We start from the raw sequence: 17,281 nt of genomic DNA, 5'->3' as shown, positions 1-17,281 counted from the left end.
CCTCCGCCCACACCGCGCCGCCGCCGTTCATCTCGATCCGCCGATCTCGGCCTGCTTCGCCGCCAGGCGCGCGGCGAATTCCGGGGAGTCGAGGGAGGCGACCTGCGGCACGATCTCGGCGTCGACGGCATCGGCGTGGGCGTCGAGATTCGCGGTGTGGCGCATGGTGCGTTTGGTGGTGATGAGCAGATCGCGCGGCGCTTCGGCCGCGCCGGCGGCGAAGTCGATCGCTCCGGCGAGCAGCGCGTCGTGATCGCCGTCGATCACCCGGTGCGCCAATCCTGCGCTCAGCGCCGCCTGGGCGTCGAGGATCTCCCCGAACAGCGTCATCGCGGCGGCCCGTTGCGGTCCGACGGCGCGTTGCAGCATCCAGGTCATCCCGCCGCCGGGATGAAGGCCCAGCCGCAGGAATCGCGCGTCGAACCGCGCGCGAGGACCGGCGACCCTGACATCCGCGGCCAGCGCCAGATTGAGTCCCGCGCCGACGGCGGCGCCGCCGACCACCGCGATGGTGGGCAGTGCGCAGCGCGCGACCGCGAGGAATCCGTCGTAGATCACCCGCAGCCCCTCCTCGCGTGCCGCACCGAGCGCGCTCAGATCGGCTCCGGCGCAGAATGCGGGCGGGGTTCCGGTGACGAGCACCGCGTGCACGCCGGTATCGCGCTCGGCCTCGGCCACCGCGGCGGCCAGTTGTTCGGACAGCGCCGGTGTCAACGCGTTCCGCCGATCCGGGTCGTGCACGGTGATGACCGCGACCTTGTCCCGCCGCTCACTCCTGATCTCCGCCATGACCGGATCGTAGGCGCCGGGGACGGTCAGAAGACGCTCGGGACCGCGCACAGACTCGTGGAGCGCTCTGACCGCCGAACGGAGATCCATCGCCGAGTTCACCGGGGCCGCGGATGCGTGGCGAACAATTCGGGTTCATTCCGCGTCGAGTACCTTGCGGGCACGGTCGTAGTTCTCCTTGCGCTCCGAAGCGCCATTTGAACCTCCGTTGATCGATCTGGTGATCGCGCCGACATCCGATTCGTCGGCCCGGTCGTTCAAATTCTTGGCGTCCCAGAACCACCCGGCGGTTGCGAAGGCGTACTTCGGATCCGCGGCCAGCTTGTGATCGCCGACGAGATCGACACCGAGGGCCTCGCCCGCCTCCTGGTAGTTGTTGCGACCGGTCAACTGCAACGCGCCACGGCCGTGGAAGCGGGCGCCGTCGCCGGGCTTGTTGTTGCCCAAGCTTCGGCCGACGCCGGAGCCGGGCCCGTAGAGGCGGTTGAAGTACTCGTCGTCACCGTATTCCTCGAGCGTTTTCAGGTCGTCGGTTTCCACCCCGATCTGGGCTAGGAAAGCGGCTTCCCGCTTCGGCGTGTCGATCCCGAAGTCGCGCATCGCCTGGTCGAGGTAGGGCAGGTACTCCTGCAATTTCGCGCGGGATGTGCCGGGGAAGATCCGCTCCAGTTGTTCCAGGGTCAGCGGGCCCGTTGTCCCGGCCCGGTCGGCATTGTGCCCGGCGACCGCGGCGAATTTCGTCTCCACCCGCACGAGTGTCGCGACGACTTCGGTCAGGAGTGACTTCTCCTCGGTCGGCGACAATTTCTTCGAGCGCGCCGAGACCGCCACCGTGGCAGCTTGCAGCACCGGTGCGAGACGTGCCGCCTCGTCTCTGATCGTTCCGATCAACGCGATGATGTCCTTCGCCACGTCGCCCACCTTGCCGGATATCCCCGTGGCTTGGGCTTTCAGATCGTCGGCGAGGCGGGCCAGCTTTCCGGACTTCTCGTTGTAATGCGTGGTGACGATGGACTCGTTGGCTACGTCGTACAAGTCGGCCTTATCGAGCAGGACGATCAGGTCCGGAATGTCCTCAGGGTGTCCGTTACCGAGTTGGTCGACCATGAGATCGAAAGCGTTTCGGGTGAATTCGATGACTTTCCGCAGCGTGGCGGAGGCTTGTGGTGGGGCGATCAGACTCTCGATCTGTTTGCGGGTATCGGCGACCGCCGAAGACGCCTGCGGGGTCGGATCCGCCCCGAGTACCTTGGCCGGTAGTGCGAGCAGACCGTATCGTGCCCGCCCCCAGGGATCCGCCTGCAACGGGTCGTAGGGGGAGCCCATGTCCACGATTCTCGCATGACCAGCGCAAACGTCCGCCATTCTCTCCCCAGCTGTGACAAGGCGGGAATATCCAGCGGGCGCTTCGAGTGTCTGTCGACTCCGGCGGTGACGACTCCGCGCAAGCGGCGTGCAAGCCGGTGCAAGTGCCGGGCAATGCTTTCGCCGCAGCGTGTTTCGTATGAACGAGACACGTGAAGTGGTGGTGGTCGGCGCCGGGCCGGTCGGGCTCATGCTGGCTTGTGAGCTGCGGCTCGCGGGGGTGGATGTGCTCGTGGTGGAGCGCCTCGCCGAGCCGGACCGCACGATCAAAGCGGGGGCGATCAATGTGCCCACCGCTCAGGCCATGTACCGGCGCGGGCTGCTGCCGCAGCTGCGCGCCGAGCAGGACGCCGCATTCGCCCGGTTCGCGCAGTTCCGTCGCGATGGCGGCATGCCGCCGATCGACCGGGGGCGGCGGCCTGCGGTGGGTCACTTCGCGGGCATCATGCTGAATTCGGACGCCGTCGACTTCGACGATCCGGAATTCGCCGAGGTCGGTCCGGCCGCCGAGGTCTTCCTGGTGGCCCAGCAGTCCGTCGAGGCGATCCTGGGTGGCCGCGCTGCCGAACTCGGCGTGGAGGTCCGGCGCGGGGTGGAGGTCATCGGGCTGTCCGACGACGGCGCGGGTGTCACCGTCGATTGCGGTGACCGCAGGGTGCGCACCGGCTGGCTGGTCGGCTGTGACGGCGGGCGCAGCACGGTCCGCAAGCTCGCCGGGTTCGAGTTCCCCGGCCTCGACCCGGAGATCACCGGCCATCAGGCGATCGTGGACATGACCGGAGCCGAGAACCTTCGAATGAGCTGGAATGCCACCGAAACCGGTATCTACGCCTATGGACCGATGCCCGGCCGCGTGCTCACCGTCGAACTGGACGGCCCGCCCGCCGACCGGGAGACCCCGGTGACGGCGGCCGAATTGCAGCAGAGCATCCGTGCCGTGAGCGGAGTCCCGGTGGTCGTCACCGCCGTGCATTCGGCCACCCGTTTCACCGACAACACCCGCCAGGTCCCCGATTACCGCAAGGGTCGGGTGCTGCTCGCCGGTGACGCCGCGCATGTGCACTCACCTTTCGGAGGTCAGGGCCTGAACCTCGGTATCGGCGACGCGGTGAATCTCGGCTGGAAACTGGCCGCCGAAGTGCGCGGATGGGCGCCCGGCGGTCTGCTCGACACCTACACCGCCGAACGCCATCCCATCGGCGCGTGGGTGCTGGATTGGACGCGCGCGCAGGTCGCTTTGATGCGCACCGATATCCGCAGCCGTGCCCTGCGCGCCGTCGCCGCCGAACTGCTCGCCTCGCGCGACGGCGCGACCGGCGTGTTCAAGAACATCTCCGGTGTTCGGCATCGCTACGACATCGGCGGGGGGCACTCGCTCGTCGGATCGGTCGCTCCCGACATCGAATTGGCCGACGGCACCCGCCTCGGTGAGTATTTCACCGGCGCGGAGGGCATTCTGCTCGACCTCGTCGATTCCGGCGACTTGCGATCCCGCGCCGCGGGATGGTCCGGGCGGGTGCGAGTCGTCACCGCGAAAGCCGCTCAGCCGCGCGAGCTTTCGGCGATTCTGGTTCGTCCCGACGGCTGTGTGGCGTGGGCTGCCGACGGTGGCGACCTGGACGGCCTCGAGGAATCGCTGGCCCGTTGGTTCGGTGCTCGCGCGCACACCTGAATTCGCGCGGACCGCGCCGCACCCGGTGACGGTGACATCGCCGGGTCGGGTTCGGCGGGCGCTGCGGTCAGCTCAGCAGTCGCTGTTCCAGTTGCGCGAGGACGGCTCGGTTGCGTTGCGCGTCCAGGGCAAGGGCTGCCGCCCAGACGTGCGCCGAGATGACTCCGGTCTGGACTCGGTCGATCCAGTCGTGAATGGTGCTGCGCCGATCGAGGGTGTCGCTGTCGAAGGTGATCGGTTCGAGCTCCGGCAGATGCACGTAGCGCAGCTGGGTGATCTCCCTTCCGCGGGCGTCGAAGATGCTGGCGGCCCACACTTCCTCGGTGGTGGAGGATTCTTCCGGCCCGTCCGGCGATGAGGTGATCGGGTCGGGCTGGTTGTCGATCCCGTGCACGACGGCGTCCGCGGCGGCCTGGTGGGCCAGCCCGAATCCCCACAGGCGGCCGTTCATACCCGCCATCATCCGCCCGGCGATGTCCAGGATGGGAGAGCCCGCAACGGTGGGGGTGTCGTTGGGCGAGAATTCCGCGAAGCCCGCCGCGCTCGCGCTGTCGTCCTCGCCGGTGCCGGTGAAACCCCAGATGTGGACGAGGCCGGTGTCGGTGGTCAGCGCACCGCTGCGGCGCGTGATCATGGCGGGCAGCAGGATGTCGATGACGGATCGAGCCGGATACCGAATCGCCGGTACGGTGTCCGGACGACGTGAGTTGTTGTTGCGCTTGGGGTTCCGGCGGCCGCACATAGAACTTCTCCGTCGAAGTGTGGTTTCGGACAAGGCGTCGATCCGGTGGTGCTCAGCGTTGTCAGTGTAGATAGATCGACCGGTGACGTTGTCGACAACAGCGCATACTCGTCCGCGTCGCATGTTCGAACCCACGGCCTCTGCTACCGCGCTCGGTTCACCGTCTCGCCGACTGCCGCGGGTTGTTCGTCCAGGTCGGCGCTGCGGCGGGCCGGCTCCCCGCCGTGTGTGCTCGGACCCGCGCGGGCGGCGTCGGCATCAGGACGTGTTGACAAGCGTGAACCCAGCGGCGGCAGCCTTTCCCGGGCGGCGTCAGCCGCAAAGCCGTTCGTCGGGCCTCGAGCGGGTGATCGAGAGGTCCCGTCGGGCTATCCCAGGGGCGTGGTCGTGGATCGGGCGAATCGCGTCGACTTCGAGGAACCGCACTTCTCGTACTTCGTCGAGCAATCCGGCCAGCCGCCGCAGCACCTGTTCCACCATCAGCCCGGGATGCGGTCCGGTGCCGAACCGCAAGGTCGCCAGCACGTTCCGCAGCTGCGGGCCGAAGGCATCGCCGGTGACCTTCATGTCGGCGACCGGTTGTCCGGCAGCGCCTGCGGGGTCGCGCTGCCGGATCGGCGGTCAGGCGGTGCGATCCAGCCGCGGCGCGGAATGCCCTATCGTGGCGCTGGTTTCGCCGATGAGGCGCCGCAGGAAGGCTTCCTGCTGCTGGCGTCCGTGAATGGCGGCGCGGTCGAGGCCGCCTGGAGTCAGGTGGGTGTAGGCGGTGCGCACGAGGTTGACGGGGATGCGCAGCGCGGGGTACCAGGGCGGGACATAGGCGGGCAGGCCGAGGATACGCATCGCCTTGGGTCCGAGGAAGGCGCTGCTGACGGACAGGTGCTGGGCGCGGGCGAGCCGGCCGCGCAGCGTGGGCAGGTTGGGATAGGACCAGTTCAGTGGATCGTCGGCCATAGGTAGGGCGAGCTGGCGGCTGGTCTCGTCGGGATTGGTGATGGCGGTCAGGCAGTGGTCGAGGATGGCGATGCCGTCGCGGAAGCTGGTGGGCAGCCATCGCTCTTCGACGCCGATCAGCCAGCCGACGTAGCGGGTGAGGTGGGCGGCGGCGGCCAGCTCACGGGGGGAGAGGATGACGCCGAGCGCCATGCCGCCGACGACGGGCGCGAGCAGGGCGCCGACGAGGGTGGCGGCCATGTCGGTCTGGTTGATCGGCAGGCCCCATTCCTCGGTGCGCCAGTCGGGCATGGCGGCGACGTGCCTGCGGACCAGCGAGTGGATGAGGCGCACGTGCAGGGTGGAGCGGTAGCCGACACCGTAACGGTCCATGCCGTTCTCGGTGGACACGTCCATCGCCCATTGCAGGGTCTCGGCGAACCGGCGGGCGGGGCCTTTCTCCAGGGCGCCGGTGCGCAGCAGGGTCTTGTTGAAGCCGGAGGCCAGATAGCCGCCGATGAAGGAGACGTCACGGGCGAAATACAGCCCGTCGTTGCCGCCGGAACGGAACACACGCTCGCCGTCGCGCAACAACTTCGGGTCGACCCAGGCGGGGGTGTCCTCGACGGCGGTGAAGAACTCGCGCAGCGGCGCGGGCGCGCCGGGGATGCTGTCGATGCCCGACCGGAGTGCCTGCTCGAACAACGGCCGCGTGACGGCCACGCCTTCGGTGTACATCCACTCGACGAGGCTGTCCATCGGCTCGTCGCCGACGAGCAACGAGGCGCCGAGCAACTGCCAGCGCTGCGGGGAAGGTTTCCCGATGCGCAGCAGCGCGGCGAACGGGCCCAGGCCGGGCGCCTTACGAGGCCGATCGGGATGCCGGGCCGGGATTGTCGCGGACGTCGTCATGGGTGGGCTCCTCGTCAGGGCGGGTGATGCCGTGTTTCATCAAAGGCACGATGGTGGTGCGGACAAAGGCGCGGGCGCGGTCGTCGTCGGTGAAGTCGACGCTGCCGCCGCCGGGGGTGAGCATCAGCGAGTGGGCCAGGCGGGCGACGAGTTCGGCCACCGGGCGCGGGTCGTACTCGTCGACGAGGCCCGCGGACTGGGCATGAGTGAGCATGCCGACGATGTACTCGATGCCGATGGACACCAGGCGTTCGCCCTGCACGGTGGAGAAGCGCAACGCTTCGTCCGGGGCGACCCGCAGCAGCTGGGTGACCAGGCGGTGGATGCGGGTCTGCAAGAGGACGTACAGCATGGTGTCCTCGATCTGGGCGTCCACGCCGGTGGCGGTGGCGGCGATCGCGGTCACCTCCGCGAGCATGCGCCGGGTCTCGCGGGCCAGTACCGCTTGGATCAGGTTGTCCTTGCCCGCGAACCGGCGGTGGATGGTGATCCGGCTGAGCTCGGCCATGCGGGCGATGTCCTCCAGGCTGGCCCGGCGGATCCCGACCTGCAGGATGCGTTCGAGCGCGGCGTCCATGATCCGTTCGTCGACGCCGTCGGAACCCTCGCTCATGATACAAACATACAAAGACTGTGTCATTGAGTCAATGATTCGACGAGTGCGGCCGCGACACCGGTCGCGTTCGTCGCCGCGCCATGTTGTCGCTCCCGTATCACCCCGCCACGAATAGAATTGCGCGGGAGGCGGACTCGCGATCCCTGCGGCCGCGGGAAACGTGGGAGACGATGACCGGACCGCGATGGCCGACCGTAGCGCTGCGCTGGTCCGCCGTGCTCGCGGTCGCGGCTTGGACGGGCGGATGCGCGACCTTGCTCGGTGAGCCCGCCCCGCCGCCTTCGGGCGAGGAGATCGCCGCCGCCGCAGCGGAATTGGCCGGACTACCGGCTTCGGAGGTGGCCGAGCAGCGGACGGCGTCGGTCGTCGAGGAGATCGCGAACGCCGCCTCGGCGATCGAACCGGCGCTGCGGTGGATCCGAAGCGAGGGCCGCGCCGTGGGACCTTGCTATGGGCCCTGTGCGCACACCGGCGGCAGGCGTGTCGTCCTGCCGCGCTATCGCGCCGACGGTTCCCTGCCCGCAGGAGCCTGGCCCGGGTTCCAGGAAACGGCCCGAGCGCTGGCCGCGTCCGTGGGTGCGACGGACATGCTGCCGAGCGCGGCATCGTCGCCGGACCGGTACGTCACGTTCGAAGGCTCGGATGGGGCCGAGTGGGACAGCAACACCGAGCTGTCGGTGTTCACCGATGCCCGGTCGATGACGATCACCGCGACCGTGGGTTGCCGACTACCCGCGGATGAGCGGTCGCCTCGGTGACTTTCCCTGTCACATCCGTATTCCCGAGCCACGGAACGCTCGCCGGTAGGCGCCCGGGGTCGTGCCCACCTGGGCGCGGAAGCGGCGGCGCAGGTTGACCGCGGAGGTCAGGCCGACCCGTGCCGCGATCGCCTCCACCGGCAGGTTCGTCTCCTCCAGGAGGGTGCGCGCCTCGGCCACCCGGCGCGACAGCAGCCATGCCCCCGGGCTCGTGCCGAGCTGATCGGCGAAACGCCGGGCCAGCGTGCGCGGCGAGACGCTGAGGTACGCGGCCAGATCGCCTACCGACAGCGCTGTCCCGAGCCGCGCGCCTGCCCACTCGAGCAGGCCGTCGAGCGCGTCCGTGGGTGGTGCGGGCGGGGCGTACTGTGCTTGGCCGCCCTCGCGGTGCGGCGACATCACCATGTGCCGCGAGACGAGGGTGGCATGCGCGGCCCCGTGGTCCTTCCGGACGAGGTGCAGGCACAGGTCGATGCCCGCGCCCGCTCCGGCGCTCGTGGCGACATCGCCGTGGTCCACATAGAGCACGTCCGGTTCCACCCGAACTTCCGGGAACTCCCGCGCCAACTGTGCGGCGCGCGCCCAGTGCGTCGTCGCCGAGCGTCCGTTCAGCAAGCCCGTGCGGGCGAGCGCGAACACTCCGGAGCAGATCGTCACGAGCCGCGCCCCACGGGCGTGCGCCCGCAGCAGCGCGTGGCGCACGGGGGCCGAGAGTGGCGCCTCCACCGGCGCCCAGCCCGGGATGAGCACGGTGTCCGCGGAAGCGAGCGCCGAAAGGCCCTGCGACACCCCCAGCGTGTACCCGGCCGATGTCGGTACCGGTCCTGGCGTCTCCGCGCACACCTCGAACTCGTAGTAGTGCGGCACCCCGGCCCGCTGTGTGCCGAATACCTCCGCGGCGCAGCCCAGCTCGAATGTCGACTGCACCGGCCGCACCAGGGCCACCACGCGATGCATGGCAAGAATGTACCCGGTGGTGTCCGACTGGACACTTTCTCGGCCTGCTTCCACGCGGCACCGTGAAAGCCATGCATTCCGAAATCCTCGCCCAGGAGGGCTACACCGCTGTGTCCGTCGCGGAATCTCCGACTCGGGAGCTGTTTCCCGGAATCCGGGTACGGCACCTCTGGACCGGGCCGTCCGGTGCGAGCGCCAACGTGCTGGAGATGGACGCGGGTACGTCGTGGCCGCGCCGCGACGTCCACGAGCCCGGCCCCGAGGAGGTCTACGTGGTCGCGGGCACCTTCAACGACGGCGCTCGCGACTACCCGGCCGGGACGTTCCTGCACGCCCCGGCCGGATCGTGGCACGTGCCAGGGACTGCTACCGGCTGCACGCTGTTCGTCTTCTACCCGGAAGGCTGATCGCGCCGACGGTCTCCGGCCCCGACGGGCGTCGAGGTTTCGGCGAGGCCGGTCAGCGCCTGCGGCAGTGGCCCCTGGTGCAGCACGCCGAGACGTTGGGTGGCGCGGGTGAGGGCGACGTAGAGTTCGGCCGCGCCGCGCGGGCCGTCGGCCAGAATTCGTTCCGGCTCCACGACCAGGACGGCGTCGTATTCCAAACCCTTGGTCTCCGCCGCCGCCACCGCGCCCGGCACGTCCGGTGGCCCGATCACGACGCTTGTGCCTTCGCGGGAGGCTTCGTCGCGGACGAATTCGTCTATGGCGGAACCTATTTCGTCGGCGGCGACCTGCCTGGACCACGGCCGTACGCCGCATGCGCGAACCGACTCCGGTGGCTGGACGCCGGGTGCGAACGTGGCGAGCAGCTCGGCGGCGACGGTCATGATCTCCGCCGGGGTGCGGTAGTTCACCGTCAGCGATCGGTAGACCCACCGGCCCGGTACGTACCGATTCAGCATCGCGCCCCACGAGGTCGCTCCGGCGGCCGCCCGGCGTTGGGCGAGATCGCCGACGATCGTGAAAGACCGCCCGGGGCAGCGCCGCATCAGCACCCGCCAATCCATTTCGGACAGTTCCTGGGCTTCGTCCACCACGACGTGCCGGTAGGTCCAGTCCCGGTCCGCCGCCGCGCGTTCGGCGAGTTCCCGGCTGTCGCGCTCGAGGAAGCGATCCGCCAAATCCTCCGCGTAGAGCAGGTCCTGGGCGAACAAGTGGTCCTCGTCGTCCATCATGTCCTCGCGGCTGACCAGAATGTCCAGCACACCCGCCGCGTACTCGGCCTGGGCCTGCTGTTCCCGCTCGGAGTCGTCGTCCCGCTTCACACGGCCGAGTAGATCGACCAATTCATCGAGCAGCGGCACGTCCGACACCGTCCAGGCATCGCCTCTGCGGCGCAAGAGGGCCGGGTCGGCGCCCGCCGCTGCCAGCCGTTCCGGGGATTCGTACAGCTCCGCCAACAGCGTCTCCGGTGCCAGGATCGGCCAGAGTTCGTCGAGCGCGGCGGTGAACCGGTCGTTGTCCGCGAGTTCCGCGCGCAGGTCCGACCGCAGGTTCTCCCATGCTTCGCGGTCGTCGCGGGTCAGCCAGCCCCGGCCGATGCGGGCGATCGCCCGCTCGGTGAGCACCCAGGTGACGATCTCGGTGAACACGGCGCGAGCTTCGTTGTGCGGTAGCCCGCTCGCCCGCGCCTCCTCCCGGCCCCACTCCGCGGTTTCGGCGTCGATTCGCACGGTGACGTCGGACAACTCGATCGACAGCGGATGCTCCGGCACCCGCTGCCGATCGGCTACGGCCGCCGCGAGCACGTCCAGGATCCGCAGCGACCCTTTGTGCCGGGCGGCGTCCGGGTCGTCCTCCGCGGTGACGTGCAGGCCGGGCACCAGGTCGCCGGTGGTCGTGAACACGACGTTCGTCTCGCCCAGCGACGGCAGAACGCGGCCGATGTGGTTCAGGAACGCCGGATTGGGGCCGACCACGAGCACGCCGTGGCGTTCCATCCGCTCCCGCTGGGTGTAGAGCAGATACGCGACGCGGTGCAGCGCCACGACGGTCTTGCCGGTGCCGGGGCCACCCTCGATCACCAGCACGCCCGGGTGGTCGAGCCGGATGATCTCGTCCTGTTCGGCCTGGATCGTCGCCACGATGTCGCGCATCCCCTCGCCGCGCGGCGCGTCGACCGCCGCGAGCAGCGCCGCGTCGCCGCGCTCCGCGCCGCCGGGGCGGCCGAGGACCTCGTCGGTGAAATCGACCACTCGGCGCCCGCGGGTGTGGAACTGCCTGCGCCTGCGCATGTTCTCCGGGCTGGCGGCGGTGGCGACGTAGAACGCGCGCGCCGCGGGGGCCCGCCAGTCGAGCAACAGCGGTTCGTACTCGTTCTGCGCGTCGAACAGGCCGATCCGGCCGATGTAGGAACGTTCGCCCGACAAGGCGTCCAATCGCCCGAAACACAGCCCGTTGTCCGCTACGTCCAGCCGCTTCACCTCCCTGGCCAGCGTGCGCACTTCGACATCCCGTTCCATCGGCGTTCCGCCGTTCCCGCGCAGAGCCGCGGTGTATCCGCGCCTCGCTCGCGCGCGCTCGGCGTCGAGCCGCGTGTAGAGCCCGGCCACGTAGCTCCGCTCGGACCGCAATTCGTCCTCGTACCCCTGAGTTGACACAGGCCCCTCCGTTTCGTGGCTCGACGATCCCGCGCGGACGCCGCTGCTCGCCTGATCACATCGAGCAGTAACGCCGCAGCCAGCGATTCTGCGGCACCACCCGGGTCTTGCCGCAAGCCCCCGGGTGCGCTATAGGTTGTAGGTGGAGGGGGTCAGACGCGGGTGAGTTCGAACAGCGGAATGACGCGTTCGGTCTTCGCCTGGTACTCCGCGAGAACGGGTGCCAGCTCGACGACTCGCTCGAAATACCGGTCGCGTTCGTCGCGCGGCAACTCACGAGCGATCACGGCGTAGGCATCGGTGCCGACCTCGACTCGGGCACGCGCGTCGGCACGCAGGTTGTGCACCCACGCCGGATCCTTGGGCGAGCCGAGGTAGGAGCCGACGACCAGCATCCGCCCGTCGACGGTCACATACGCCAGCGGTGACAGCCGGGGCGCGCCCGACTTCGCGCCCGTCGTGTGGAGCAGCAGTAGTCTGCCGCCCGGTAAGCCGCCGACCTCGCCGCCGTTGGCGCGGAACTCTTCCACGATGCCGCGGTTGAAGCCGTCCAGCGCGTCGGTGTCGGAAGCCAGTCTGTCCTTGTCGAACTCGGTCATGTGCATGGCAACTGTCCGAAGGGCGAGGTCCATTCCGGGCATGTCGCGGCGGCCGAAATCGTGCCGGCCCTACTCGACCAGCCTCGCGCTCTTCAGCCAGTCGTAGGCGACGTCGGCGGGGTCTTCGCCGTCGATGTCGACCCGGCCGTTGAGATCCTGCATCAGCTCGTCGGTGAGGTGCTCGGAGATGGTTGCGAGCAGCGCGCGCAATTGCGGGTACCGATCGATGATCGCGCCGCGCACGACTGCGGTGCCGCTGTAGGGCAGGAAGAACTTCCGGTCGTCATCGAGGACTACCAGGTTCAGGTTCTTGACCCGGCCGTCGGTGGTGTAGATCATGCCGAAATTGCATGGGGCGCTCTTGGCCGTGGCCGTGTAGACGACACCGGCGTCCATCCGCGTGACGTTGCCGGAGGGGACACCGTTCGGATCGTTGTAGGGGATACCGTATTTCTGCAGCATCGGAATGAAACCGTCGGAGCGGCTGAAGAATTCGTCGTCGACGCAGAACGTACGGTCGGGCACGGGGAGCGCGGCCACGTCGGACAGCGACTTCACGCGCAGGCGTTCGGCGGTCGGGGTCGACGCGCCGAAGGCGTACGTGTCGTTGAAGTTCGCCGGCGGCAGCCACTCCAGATCGTGGTCGCGCTTCTCGATGTCGTGCACGCGCTGCCAGAGTTCGGTCGGGTCGGAGATCGTCTCGGTCCGGTTGTGGTAGTTGACCCAGCCGGTGCCGGTGTACTCCCAGAGCACATCGGCGTCGCCGCCCAGCTGAGCCTGCCGGGACGAGGCCGAGCCCGGCGCCCCGGTCAGGTCGGTGACCTTCGCGCCCGCCGCGGCCAGGTAGGTCGCGGTGATCTTGCCCAGCAGCACGCCCTCGGTGAAGCTCTTGGAGGTGACGACCAGCTCGGCGCCGTCCAGCGGCCGGTCACCGCCGGGCAGGCGCGCGTCGTGGAAGGTTCCCGAGGAGCTCACCAGACCGCACCCGGCGAGCGCCGCCGCCGATACGACGAGTGCGCAGAGCAGGGCGACCAGCCGGGCTCGTGGCGACCTCATGAGATACCTCGTGGGGTCGCGGCCAGTTCCACCAGTCGGCCGAGCCAGTCGATGATCAACGCCAGGAGTCCGACCAGAATCGCGCCGGAGAGCAGCAGTTTGGGCAGGAAGAGGGTGACGCCGGTGGTGATCAGCGTGCCGAGGCTGGTCGCGCCGATGAACGTGCTCAACGTCGCGGTGCCCACGAGGATCACCAACGCCGTGCGCACCCCGTTCAGAATCACCGGGACCGCGAGCGGCAGTTCGACCTGCAACAGCGTGCGCGCGGCGGAATAGCCGATGCCGCGGGACGCCTCGATGGTGCGCTGATCGACTTGCCGGAGCCCGACGATCGTGTTCTGCAGGATGGGCAGCACCGCGTACACGACGAGACCGACGATCGCCGTGCGGAATCCCGTGCCCAGCCAGAAGGTGAACAGCACGAGCAGCCCGACCGCGGGCGCGGCCTGGCCGATATTGGCGATATTGACCGCGATGGGCTCGAGCCGCCGCAGCGCCGGGCGGGTCAGCGCGATGCCGAGCGGAATCGCGACGACCACCACGATCACCGTGGCCACTACGGTCAGCTCGATGTGCTGGACGATCGTGGTCTGCAGGTTGTCCCAGCCGAGGGACGCCTGCTCGGTCGCGGTGAATGTCGTCGACCGGTACCAGAGGACATATCCGACAGCGATGACGAGGATGACGATCGGTTCGAACCACACGTCGATCGGCAGGCGGCGCAGACGGCTCATGACGGCTCGTCCGATCCGGGTTCCTCGTCGGCGGCGACCACCGGCGTGGGCGCCGGATCGGTTCCGTCGACGTATGTGACGTAGGAGAGGTCCTCCGCGTCGGCGCGGCCTTCGGCGAGTTTGGTCCGGATCACGTCGGTGACCGTGTCGATGCTGAGCGAGCCGAGGACCGCGCCGCGGCCGTCGGTGACCAGGGCGGCGCCTTGGCTGGTGGCGAGCATGGCGTCGAGCGCGTCGTTGAGCGTCGAGGATCGTGCGACCACGGGCAACCGCCGATCCAGGTAGTCGGAGACCTCCGGTTTGGTCGCCAGTTCGGTGAGCGAAGGCCACGACCGGGGCCGCCCGGCCTCGTCGACGACGACGACCCAGGTCTGTCCGGCGGCCTCGGCGCGGTCGATCACGCCCTGCGCCGACTCGCCGATCCGCGCGGTGATCACGTCGTCGTAGGCGACGTCGCGCACCCGCGACACGGTCAGATAGGCCAGCTTCGCGCCGGACCCGACGAACTCCTCCACGAACGGTGTGGCCGGATCGGTGAGGATCTCCTCCGGGCTCGCGTACTGCTCGACCTGGCCGCCTTCGGACAGGATGAGCACCTTGTCGCCGAGCTTGGTGGCCTCTTCGAAGTCGTGGGTGACGATCACGATGGTCTTGCCGAGTTCCTGCTGGATCGCGATCAAGCTGTCCTGCAGGCGAACCCGGGTGATCGGATCGACCGCGCCGAACGGCTCGTCCATGAGCAGCACCGGCGGATCGGCGGCGAGCGCACGCGCTACGCCGACCCGCTGCTGCTGTCCGCCGGACATGTCCTTCGGCAGCCGGTCGGCGAAGGTGGCGGGATCCAGACCGACCAGATCGAGCAGGTACTCGGTGCGTTCGGCGATCCGCTTCTTGTCCCACCCGAGCACCCGGGGGATGGCGCCGACGTTCTTGGCGACGGTCCAGTGCGGGAACAGGCCACCGGACTGGATGACGTATCCGATCGATTGCCGGAGCTTGTCCGGGTCCTCCCTGGTGACATCGCGGCCGCCGATGAAGATGCGGCCCTCGGTCGGCTCGATCAAGCGGTTGATCATCTTCAAAGTGGTCGTCTTGCCGCACCCGGACGGGCCGACGAACGCGACGATGTCTCCCGCCTCGATCTCGAGGTCGAGGCGCCGCACCGCAGGCTTGTCCTGGCCTTTGTAGCGCTTGACGACCGAGTCCAGTGTGATGGACGCGCCGGTCACCGCGCGTCGCGTCGGCGCGGGAGCGGGCCCGGTGGTCACATCGTCGGTCATGACAGTCCCTTTGCGATCGTGAGGCGTCCGAGCAGGACGAGGAGTGCGTCGAACACCAGCGCGATGATGACGATGAGGATGGTTCCGGTGAGCGCCATCTCCAGGGAGTTCGCGCCGCCGAGGCGGGAGAGTCCGTTGAAGATCAGCGATCCGAGGCCCGGTCCGAGGACGTAGGCCACGATGGCGGCGACCCCGACGATCATCTGGGTGGACACCCTGATACCGGTGAGAATCACCGGCCAGGCGATCGGCAATTCGACGGTCAGCAGAATGCGCCGGCGCGAGAAGCCGATCCCACGGGCGGATTCGACGACCGAGGCCGGCACCGACCGCAACCCCACGATCGCGTTGCCGACCACCGGCAACGCCGCGAAGAACGCCAGCATCACGAACGACGGGACCACCCCCAGCCCGAACGGGACCAGCAGGATCGCCAGCAGTGCCAGCGAAGGAATCGTCAGCGCGACGCGGCTGGTGGTCAGCGAGAGCGCGGACAGCAGCGGCAGCCGATAGACCGCCACCGCGATGAGGACGGCGACCACGGTTCCGACCAGCACGGTTTGGAACGCCAGGGAGGCGTGTTGATAGGTCAGGAACGCCAGGACTTCGCCCCGCCCCCGGATATAGCTCCATAAATTCACGGGATTCCCATCGTCAGCCGAAGACCGGTCGGTACCTGTCCGTGTACAGCCGCGCGAGCCGGCGAAAAGTCGTGGACACTGCGGGTTCGATTTCCGGCGGCGCGCGGAAAGCGAATCGCCGCACGGCCGAATTCGCGCTCCTTTTCGACCGTAACCGATTCTTTGCCGGACAGGAGTTCTGTGGGCACGAGTCCTCTGGTCACGAGAACGGGTTATGCCGCCTGTGCGACGAGGCCGACCGTCGAGTGGAGCCCGGCATTGCCCGCCATCACGGTGCTCGGCGCGCCGACGTGACCGCCTGACCCGACCACCTGCGGAGCGGATGCGATGCCGGCTGTGTGATCGGCGGACATACCAGGGCCTTTCGCTCGAACCGGATGATCGGGTCAGAGGAAACCACGCCCACCCCGGTGCGGCCAGCATTACAGTCAGCCGGATCGAAATGGGCGACGCGATCGTTCCCGTCGGGAGTCGAATGCGCGGAATCGGCCCTCCGCCTGTCCCAATAGGTCTGTCGGCACCCGCCGGCGCGAAGGGCCCGCTCGGATCGAATCGCGCCCGGCCGCATCGGCGAGGGCTCGGCGAGCGCCCGGACATGGGACGGGTTGGCGGCCAGATGATGTCGACGACGCGCGGCGGAGTCGGGCCCACCGGCTCGTTCAGCGGAAATCCACACCGAGCACGCGGTGCAGCGCTCGCGGCCACCGTGACCACGCCGCGCGGGGTGCGATTTTCGGCGCTGCCGCCGGTGCACCGGATTCCGGGCATTTCGCCGACCGGATCCGCCCGCTCGCGGTCGTCGCCGCGGTGCTGTGGGTCGGCGCGTTGATCGTGACGCTCACCAGTATCGAGAGCTCGTTGCCGCTGGCGCGGCCGTCGCGATGCTCGGCGAGACGGTGCTGAGGTACCGCACACACCGTCGCGGCCCGGGATCTGCGCACGGTGCGAGGTCGGTGAAATGCCGGGAACTCAAGTGCTGGAACGTAATCCGTCGACGAACAGGTCGAGCAGCCGCCCGGCCTGTTCCCGGCGTTCCGGGCTCTCGGTGGCGAGCGATATGCCGCTGAGGCCGACGAGTATGTCTTCGGGTTCGACGTCCGCCCGGAGCGTTCCGGCCGACGCTCCGGCTCGCAGCAGGGTGGCGACTGCGGCGGTCAGACGGTCGCGGCTTTCGGAGAACGGATTGCCGCCGGAGGCGATGACGGCGCGCAGGGCGTCGCCCATCCCACGCTTGGTGGTCGTGTAGTCGACGAAGCGGTCCATCCAGGTGCGCAACGCCCGGTCCGGTGGAAGTGCGGCCGACAGGTCGTCGGCCGAGTCGCACAGCCGGGCGAGTTCGCTGCGGTAGGCGGCGTCGACGAGGGCCTCGCGGGTGGGGAAGTGACGGTAGAGCGTGCCGATGCCGACGCCCGCTTCCTTGGCGATGGCTTCGAGCGTGACGTCCGGTCCGTCGTGGGAGAACGCGCGCGTGGCGACCTCGAGCAGCCGGTCTCGGTTGCGTTGCGCGTCGGCGCGCAGCGGGCGTGCGTTCGTCATCAATCCTCCCAGGAACAAAGTGGAGGGTCCTCCGGTTATTGTGAGTACCGGAGCCTCCTCCGGTTCGAGTCTACCGAGATGGGACACGT

At 68.9% G+C, this 17,281-nt stretch carries 18 protein-coding genes; 3 read left to right on the top strand and 15 right to left on the bottom strand.

All coding sequences use genetic code 11. The annotated features are described in order from the left end of the window. Positions 1–27: 27 nt before the first annotated feature. Positions 28–789: an enoyl-CoA hydratase gene (locus ACL03I_RS30095; RefSeq protein ID WP_364435400.1), complete on the bottom strand. Its 762-nt coding sequence runs from the start codon at positions 787–789 to the stop codon at positions 28–30. Between the two features lie 135 nt (positions 790–924). Then, a complete protein-coding gene (locus ACL03I_RS30090) occupies positions 925–2,115 on the bottom strand; it encodes a glycoside hydrolase family 19 protein (protein WP_412807544.1) in 1,191 nt (396 codons plus the stop codon). Positions 2,116–2,293: 178 nt separating this feature from the next. On the opposite strand from ACL03I_RS30090, the gene ACL03I_RS30085 reads away from it, so the two are divergent. Continuing rightward, positions 2,294–3,826, top strand: coding sequence for an FAD-dependent monooxygenase (locus ACL03I_RS30085; RefSeq protein ID WP_364435406.1), 1,533 nt, complete (start codon positions 2,294–2,296; stop codon positions 3,824–3,826). Between the two features lie 67 nt (positions 3,827–3,893). On the opposite strand, the gene ACL03I_RS30080 is transcribed toward ACL03I_RS30085, so the two are convergent. The 4 genes from ACL03I_RS30080 to ACL03I_RS30065 form a co-directional block, all read right to left on the bottom strand. Then, positions 3,894–4,568 (bottom strand): hypothetical protein, encoded by a 675-nt coding sequence (locus ACL03I_RS30080; protein WP_412807543.1) that lies wholly within the window; start codon positions 4,566–4,568, stop codon positions 3,894–3,896. Between the two features lie 312 nt (positions 4,569–4,880). Further along, the gene (locus ACL03I_RS30075) at positions 4,881–5,135 is read right to left on the bottom strand and encodes a hypothetical protein (RefSeq protein WP_355079378.1); all 255 of its coding nucleotides are present in this window, start codon (positions 5,133–5,135) and stop codon (positions 4,881–4,883) included. 54 nt (positions 5,136–5,189) lie between these two features. Then, positions 5,190–6,413: an oxygenase MpaB family protein gene (locus tag ACL03I_RS30070; protein ID WP_412807542.1), complete on the bottom strand. Its 1,224-nt coding sequence runs from the start codon at positions 6,411–6,413 to the stop codon at positions 5,190–5,192. Next, complete coding sequence (locus ACL03I_RS30065) at positions 6,364–7,026, bottom strand: TetR/AcrR family transcriptional regulator (protein WP_356968474.1); 663 nt, start codon at positions 7,024–7,026, stop codon at positions 6,364–6,366. Before ACL03I_RS30065 ends, ACL03I_RS30070 begins: the two co-directional genes overlap by 50 nt. Before the next feature lie 173 nt (positions 7,027–7,199). Here ACL03I_RS30065 and ACL03I_RS30060 point away from each other — a divergent pair, with 173 nt between their 5' ends. Then, complete coding sequence (locus ACL03I_RS30060) at positions 7,200–7,787, top strand: LppA family lipoprotein (RefSeq protein ID WP_412807541.1); 588 nt, start codon at positions 7,200–7,202, stop codon at positions 7,785–7,787. A 9-nt stretch (positions 7,788–7,796) separates the two neighbouring features. Here ACL03I_RS30060 and ACL03I_RS30055 read toward each other — a convergent pair whose 3' ends face one another. Beyond that, positions 7,797–8,744, bottom strand: a complete 948-nt coding sequence (locus tag ACL03I_RS30055; protein ID WP_412807540.1) for a GlxA family transcriptional regulator — start codon at positions 8,742–8,744, stop codon at positions 7,797–7,799. 71 nt (positions 8,745–8,815) lie between these two features. On the opposite strand from ACL03I_RS30055, the gene ACL03I_RS30050 reads away from it, so the two are divergent. Continuing rightward, a complete protein-coding gene (locus ACL03I_RS30050; protein ID WP_412807539.1) occupies positions 8,816–9,151 on the top strand; it encodes a cupin domain-containing protein in 336 nt (111 codons plus the stop codon). Here the strand turns inward: ACL03I_RS30050 and helR are convergent. The 8 genes from helR to ACL03I_RS30010 form a co-directional block, all read right to left on the bottom strand. After that, entirely contained in the window at positions 9,136–11,346 is a 2,211-nt protein-coding gene (gene helR, locus ACL03I_RS30045; protein ID WP_412807538.1) for an RNA polymerase recycling motor ATPase HelR, read from the bottom strand. The two genes, ACL03I_RS30050 and helR, sit on opposite strands and share 16 nt — an antisense overlap. A 152-nt stretch (positions 11,347–11,498) precedes the next feature. Next, positions 11,499–11,945: a nitroreductase/quinone reductase family protein gene (locus tag ACL03I_RS30040; RefSeq protein WP_412807537.1), complete on the bottom strand. Its 447-nt coding sequence runs from the start codon at positions 11,943–11,945 to the stop codon at positions 11,499–11,501. A gap of 69 nt (positions 11,946–12,014) precedes the next feature. After that, the gene (locus ACL03I_RS30035) at positions 12,015–13,001 is read right to left on the bottom strand and encodes a glycine betaine ABC transporter substrate-binding protein (RefSeq protein ID WP_355079363.1); all 987 of its coding nucleotides are present in this window, start codon (positions 12,999–13,001) and stop codon (positions 12,015–12,017) included. Continuing rightward, positions 12,998–13,735 (bottom strand): ABC transporter permease, encoded by a 738-nt coding sequence (locus ACL03I_RS30030; RefSeq protein ID WP_412807536.1) that lies wholly within the window; start codon positions 13,733–13,735, stop codon positions 12,998–13,000. The genes ACL03I_RS30035 and ACL03I_RS30030 overlap by 4 nt, the downstream gene beginning before the upstream one ends. Further along, on the bottom strand, positions 13,732–15,015 hold the full coding sequence (locus ACL03I_RS30025; protein WP_412807535.1) for an ATP-binding cassette domain-containing protein: 1,284 nt from the start codon (positions 15,013–15,015) through the stop codon (positions 13,732–13,734). The genes ACL03I_RS30030 and ACL03I_RS30025 overlap by 4 nt, the downstream gene beginning before the upstream one ends. Then, positions 15,012–15,656 carry an ABC transporter permease gene (locus ACL03I_RS30020; RefSeq protein WP_355079357.1) on the bottom strand — a complete coding sequence of 215 codons (645 nt, stop codon included), beginning with the start codon at positions 15,654–15,656 and terminating at the stop codon, positions 15,012–15,014. Before ACL03I_RS30020 ends, ACL03I_RS30025 begins: the two co-directional genes overlap by 4 nt. A gap of 659 nt (positions 15,657–16,315) precedes the next feature. After that, the gene (locus tag ACL03I_RS30015) at positions 16,316–16,597 is read right to left on the bottom strand and encodes a hypothetical protein (protein WP_412807534.1); all 282 of its coding nucleotides are present in this window, start codon (positions 16,595–16,597) and stop codon (positions 16,316–16,318) included. A gap of 28 nt (positions 16,598–16,625) precedes the next feature. Then, positions 16,626–17,192 (bottom strand): TetR/AcrR family transcriptional regulator, encoded by a 567-nt coding sequence (locus tag ACL03I_RS30010; RefSeq protein ID WP_364435437.1) that lies wholly within the window; start codon positions 17,190–17,192, stop codon positions 16,626–16,628. Positions 17,193–17,281 lie beyond the last annotated feature (89 nt).

Source organism: Nocardia sichangensis, from assembly GCF_047200615.1.
Classification (GTDB): Bacteria; Actinomycetota; Actinomycetes; order Mycobacteriales; family Mycobacteriaceae; genus Nocardia; species Nocardia sichangensis.
This window is presented reverse-complemented; position numbering and strand designations above follow the sequence as displayed.

Bases quoted from the DNA above. Each gene is read 5' to 3' on its own strand.
- ACL03I_RS30095 (WP_364435400.1), bottom strand. From the start codon at position 789: ATGGCGGAGATCAGGAGTGAGCGGCGGGACAAGGTCGCGGTCATCACC.
- ACL03I_RS30090 (WP_412807544.1), bottom strand. From the start codon at position 2,115: ATGGGCTCCCCCTACGACCCGTTGCAGGCGGATCCCTGGGGGCGGGCA.
- ACL03I_RS30085 (WP_364435406.1), top strand. From the start codon at position 2,294: ATGAACGAGACACGTGAAGTGGTGGTGGTCGGCGCCGGGCCGGTCGGG.
- ACL03I_RS30080 (WP_412807543.1), bottom strand. From the start codon at position 4,568: ATGTGCGGCCGCCGGAACCCCAAGCGCAACAACAACTCACGTCGTCCG.
- ACL03I_RS30075 (WP_355079378.1), bottom strand. From the start codon at position 5,135: ATGAAGGTCACCGGCGATGCCTTCGGCCCGCAGCTGCGGAACGTGCTG.
- ACL03I_RS30070 (WP_412807542.1), bottom strand. From the start codon at position 6,413: ATGACGACGTCCGCGACAATCCCGGCCCGGCATCCCGATCGGCCTCGT.
- ACL03I_RS30065 (WP_356968474.1), bottom strand. From the start codon at position 7,026: ATGAGCGAGGGTTCCGACGGCGTCGACGAACGGATCATGGACGCCGCG.
- ACL03I_RS30060 (WP_412807541.1), top strand. From the start codon at position 7,200: ATGACCGGACCGCGATGGCCGACCGTAGCGCTGCGCTGGTCCGCCGTG.
- ACL03I_RS30055 (WP_412807540.1), bottom strand. From the start codon at position 8,744: ATGCATCGCGTGGTGGCCCTGGTGCGGCCGGTGCAGTCGACATTCGAG.
- ACL03I_RS30050 (WP_412807539.1), top strand. From the start codon at position 8,816: ATGCATTCCGAAATCCTCGCCCAGGAGGGCTACACCGCTGTGTCCGTC.
- ACL03I_RS30040 (WP_412807537.1), bottom strand. From the start codon at position 11,945: ATGACCGAGTTCGACAAGGACAGACTGGCTTCCGACACCGACGCGCTG.
- ACL03I_RS30035 (WP_355079363.1), bottom strand. From the start codon at position 13,001: ATGAGGTCGCCACGAGCCCGGCTGGTCGCCCTGCTCTGCGCACTCGTC.
- ACL03I_RS30030 (WP_412807536.1), bottom strand. From the start codon at position 13,735: ATGAGCCGTCTGCGCCGCCTGCCGATCGACGTGTGGTTCGAACCGATC.
- ACL03I_RS30025 (WP_412807535.1), bottom strand. From the start codon at position 15,015: ATGACCGACGATGTGACCACCGGGCCCGCTCCCGCGCCGACGCGACGC.
- ACL03I_RS30010 (WP_364435437.1), bottom strand. From the start codon at position 17,192: ATGACGAACGCACGCCCGCTGCGCGCCGACGCGCAACGCAACCGAGAC.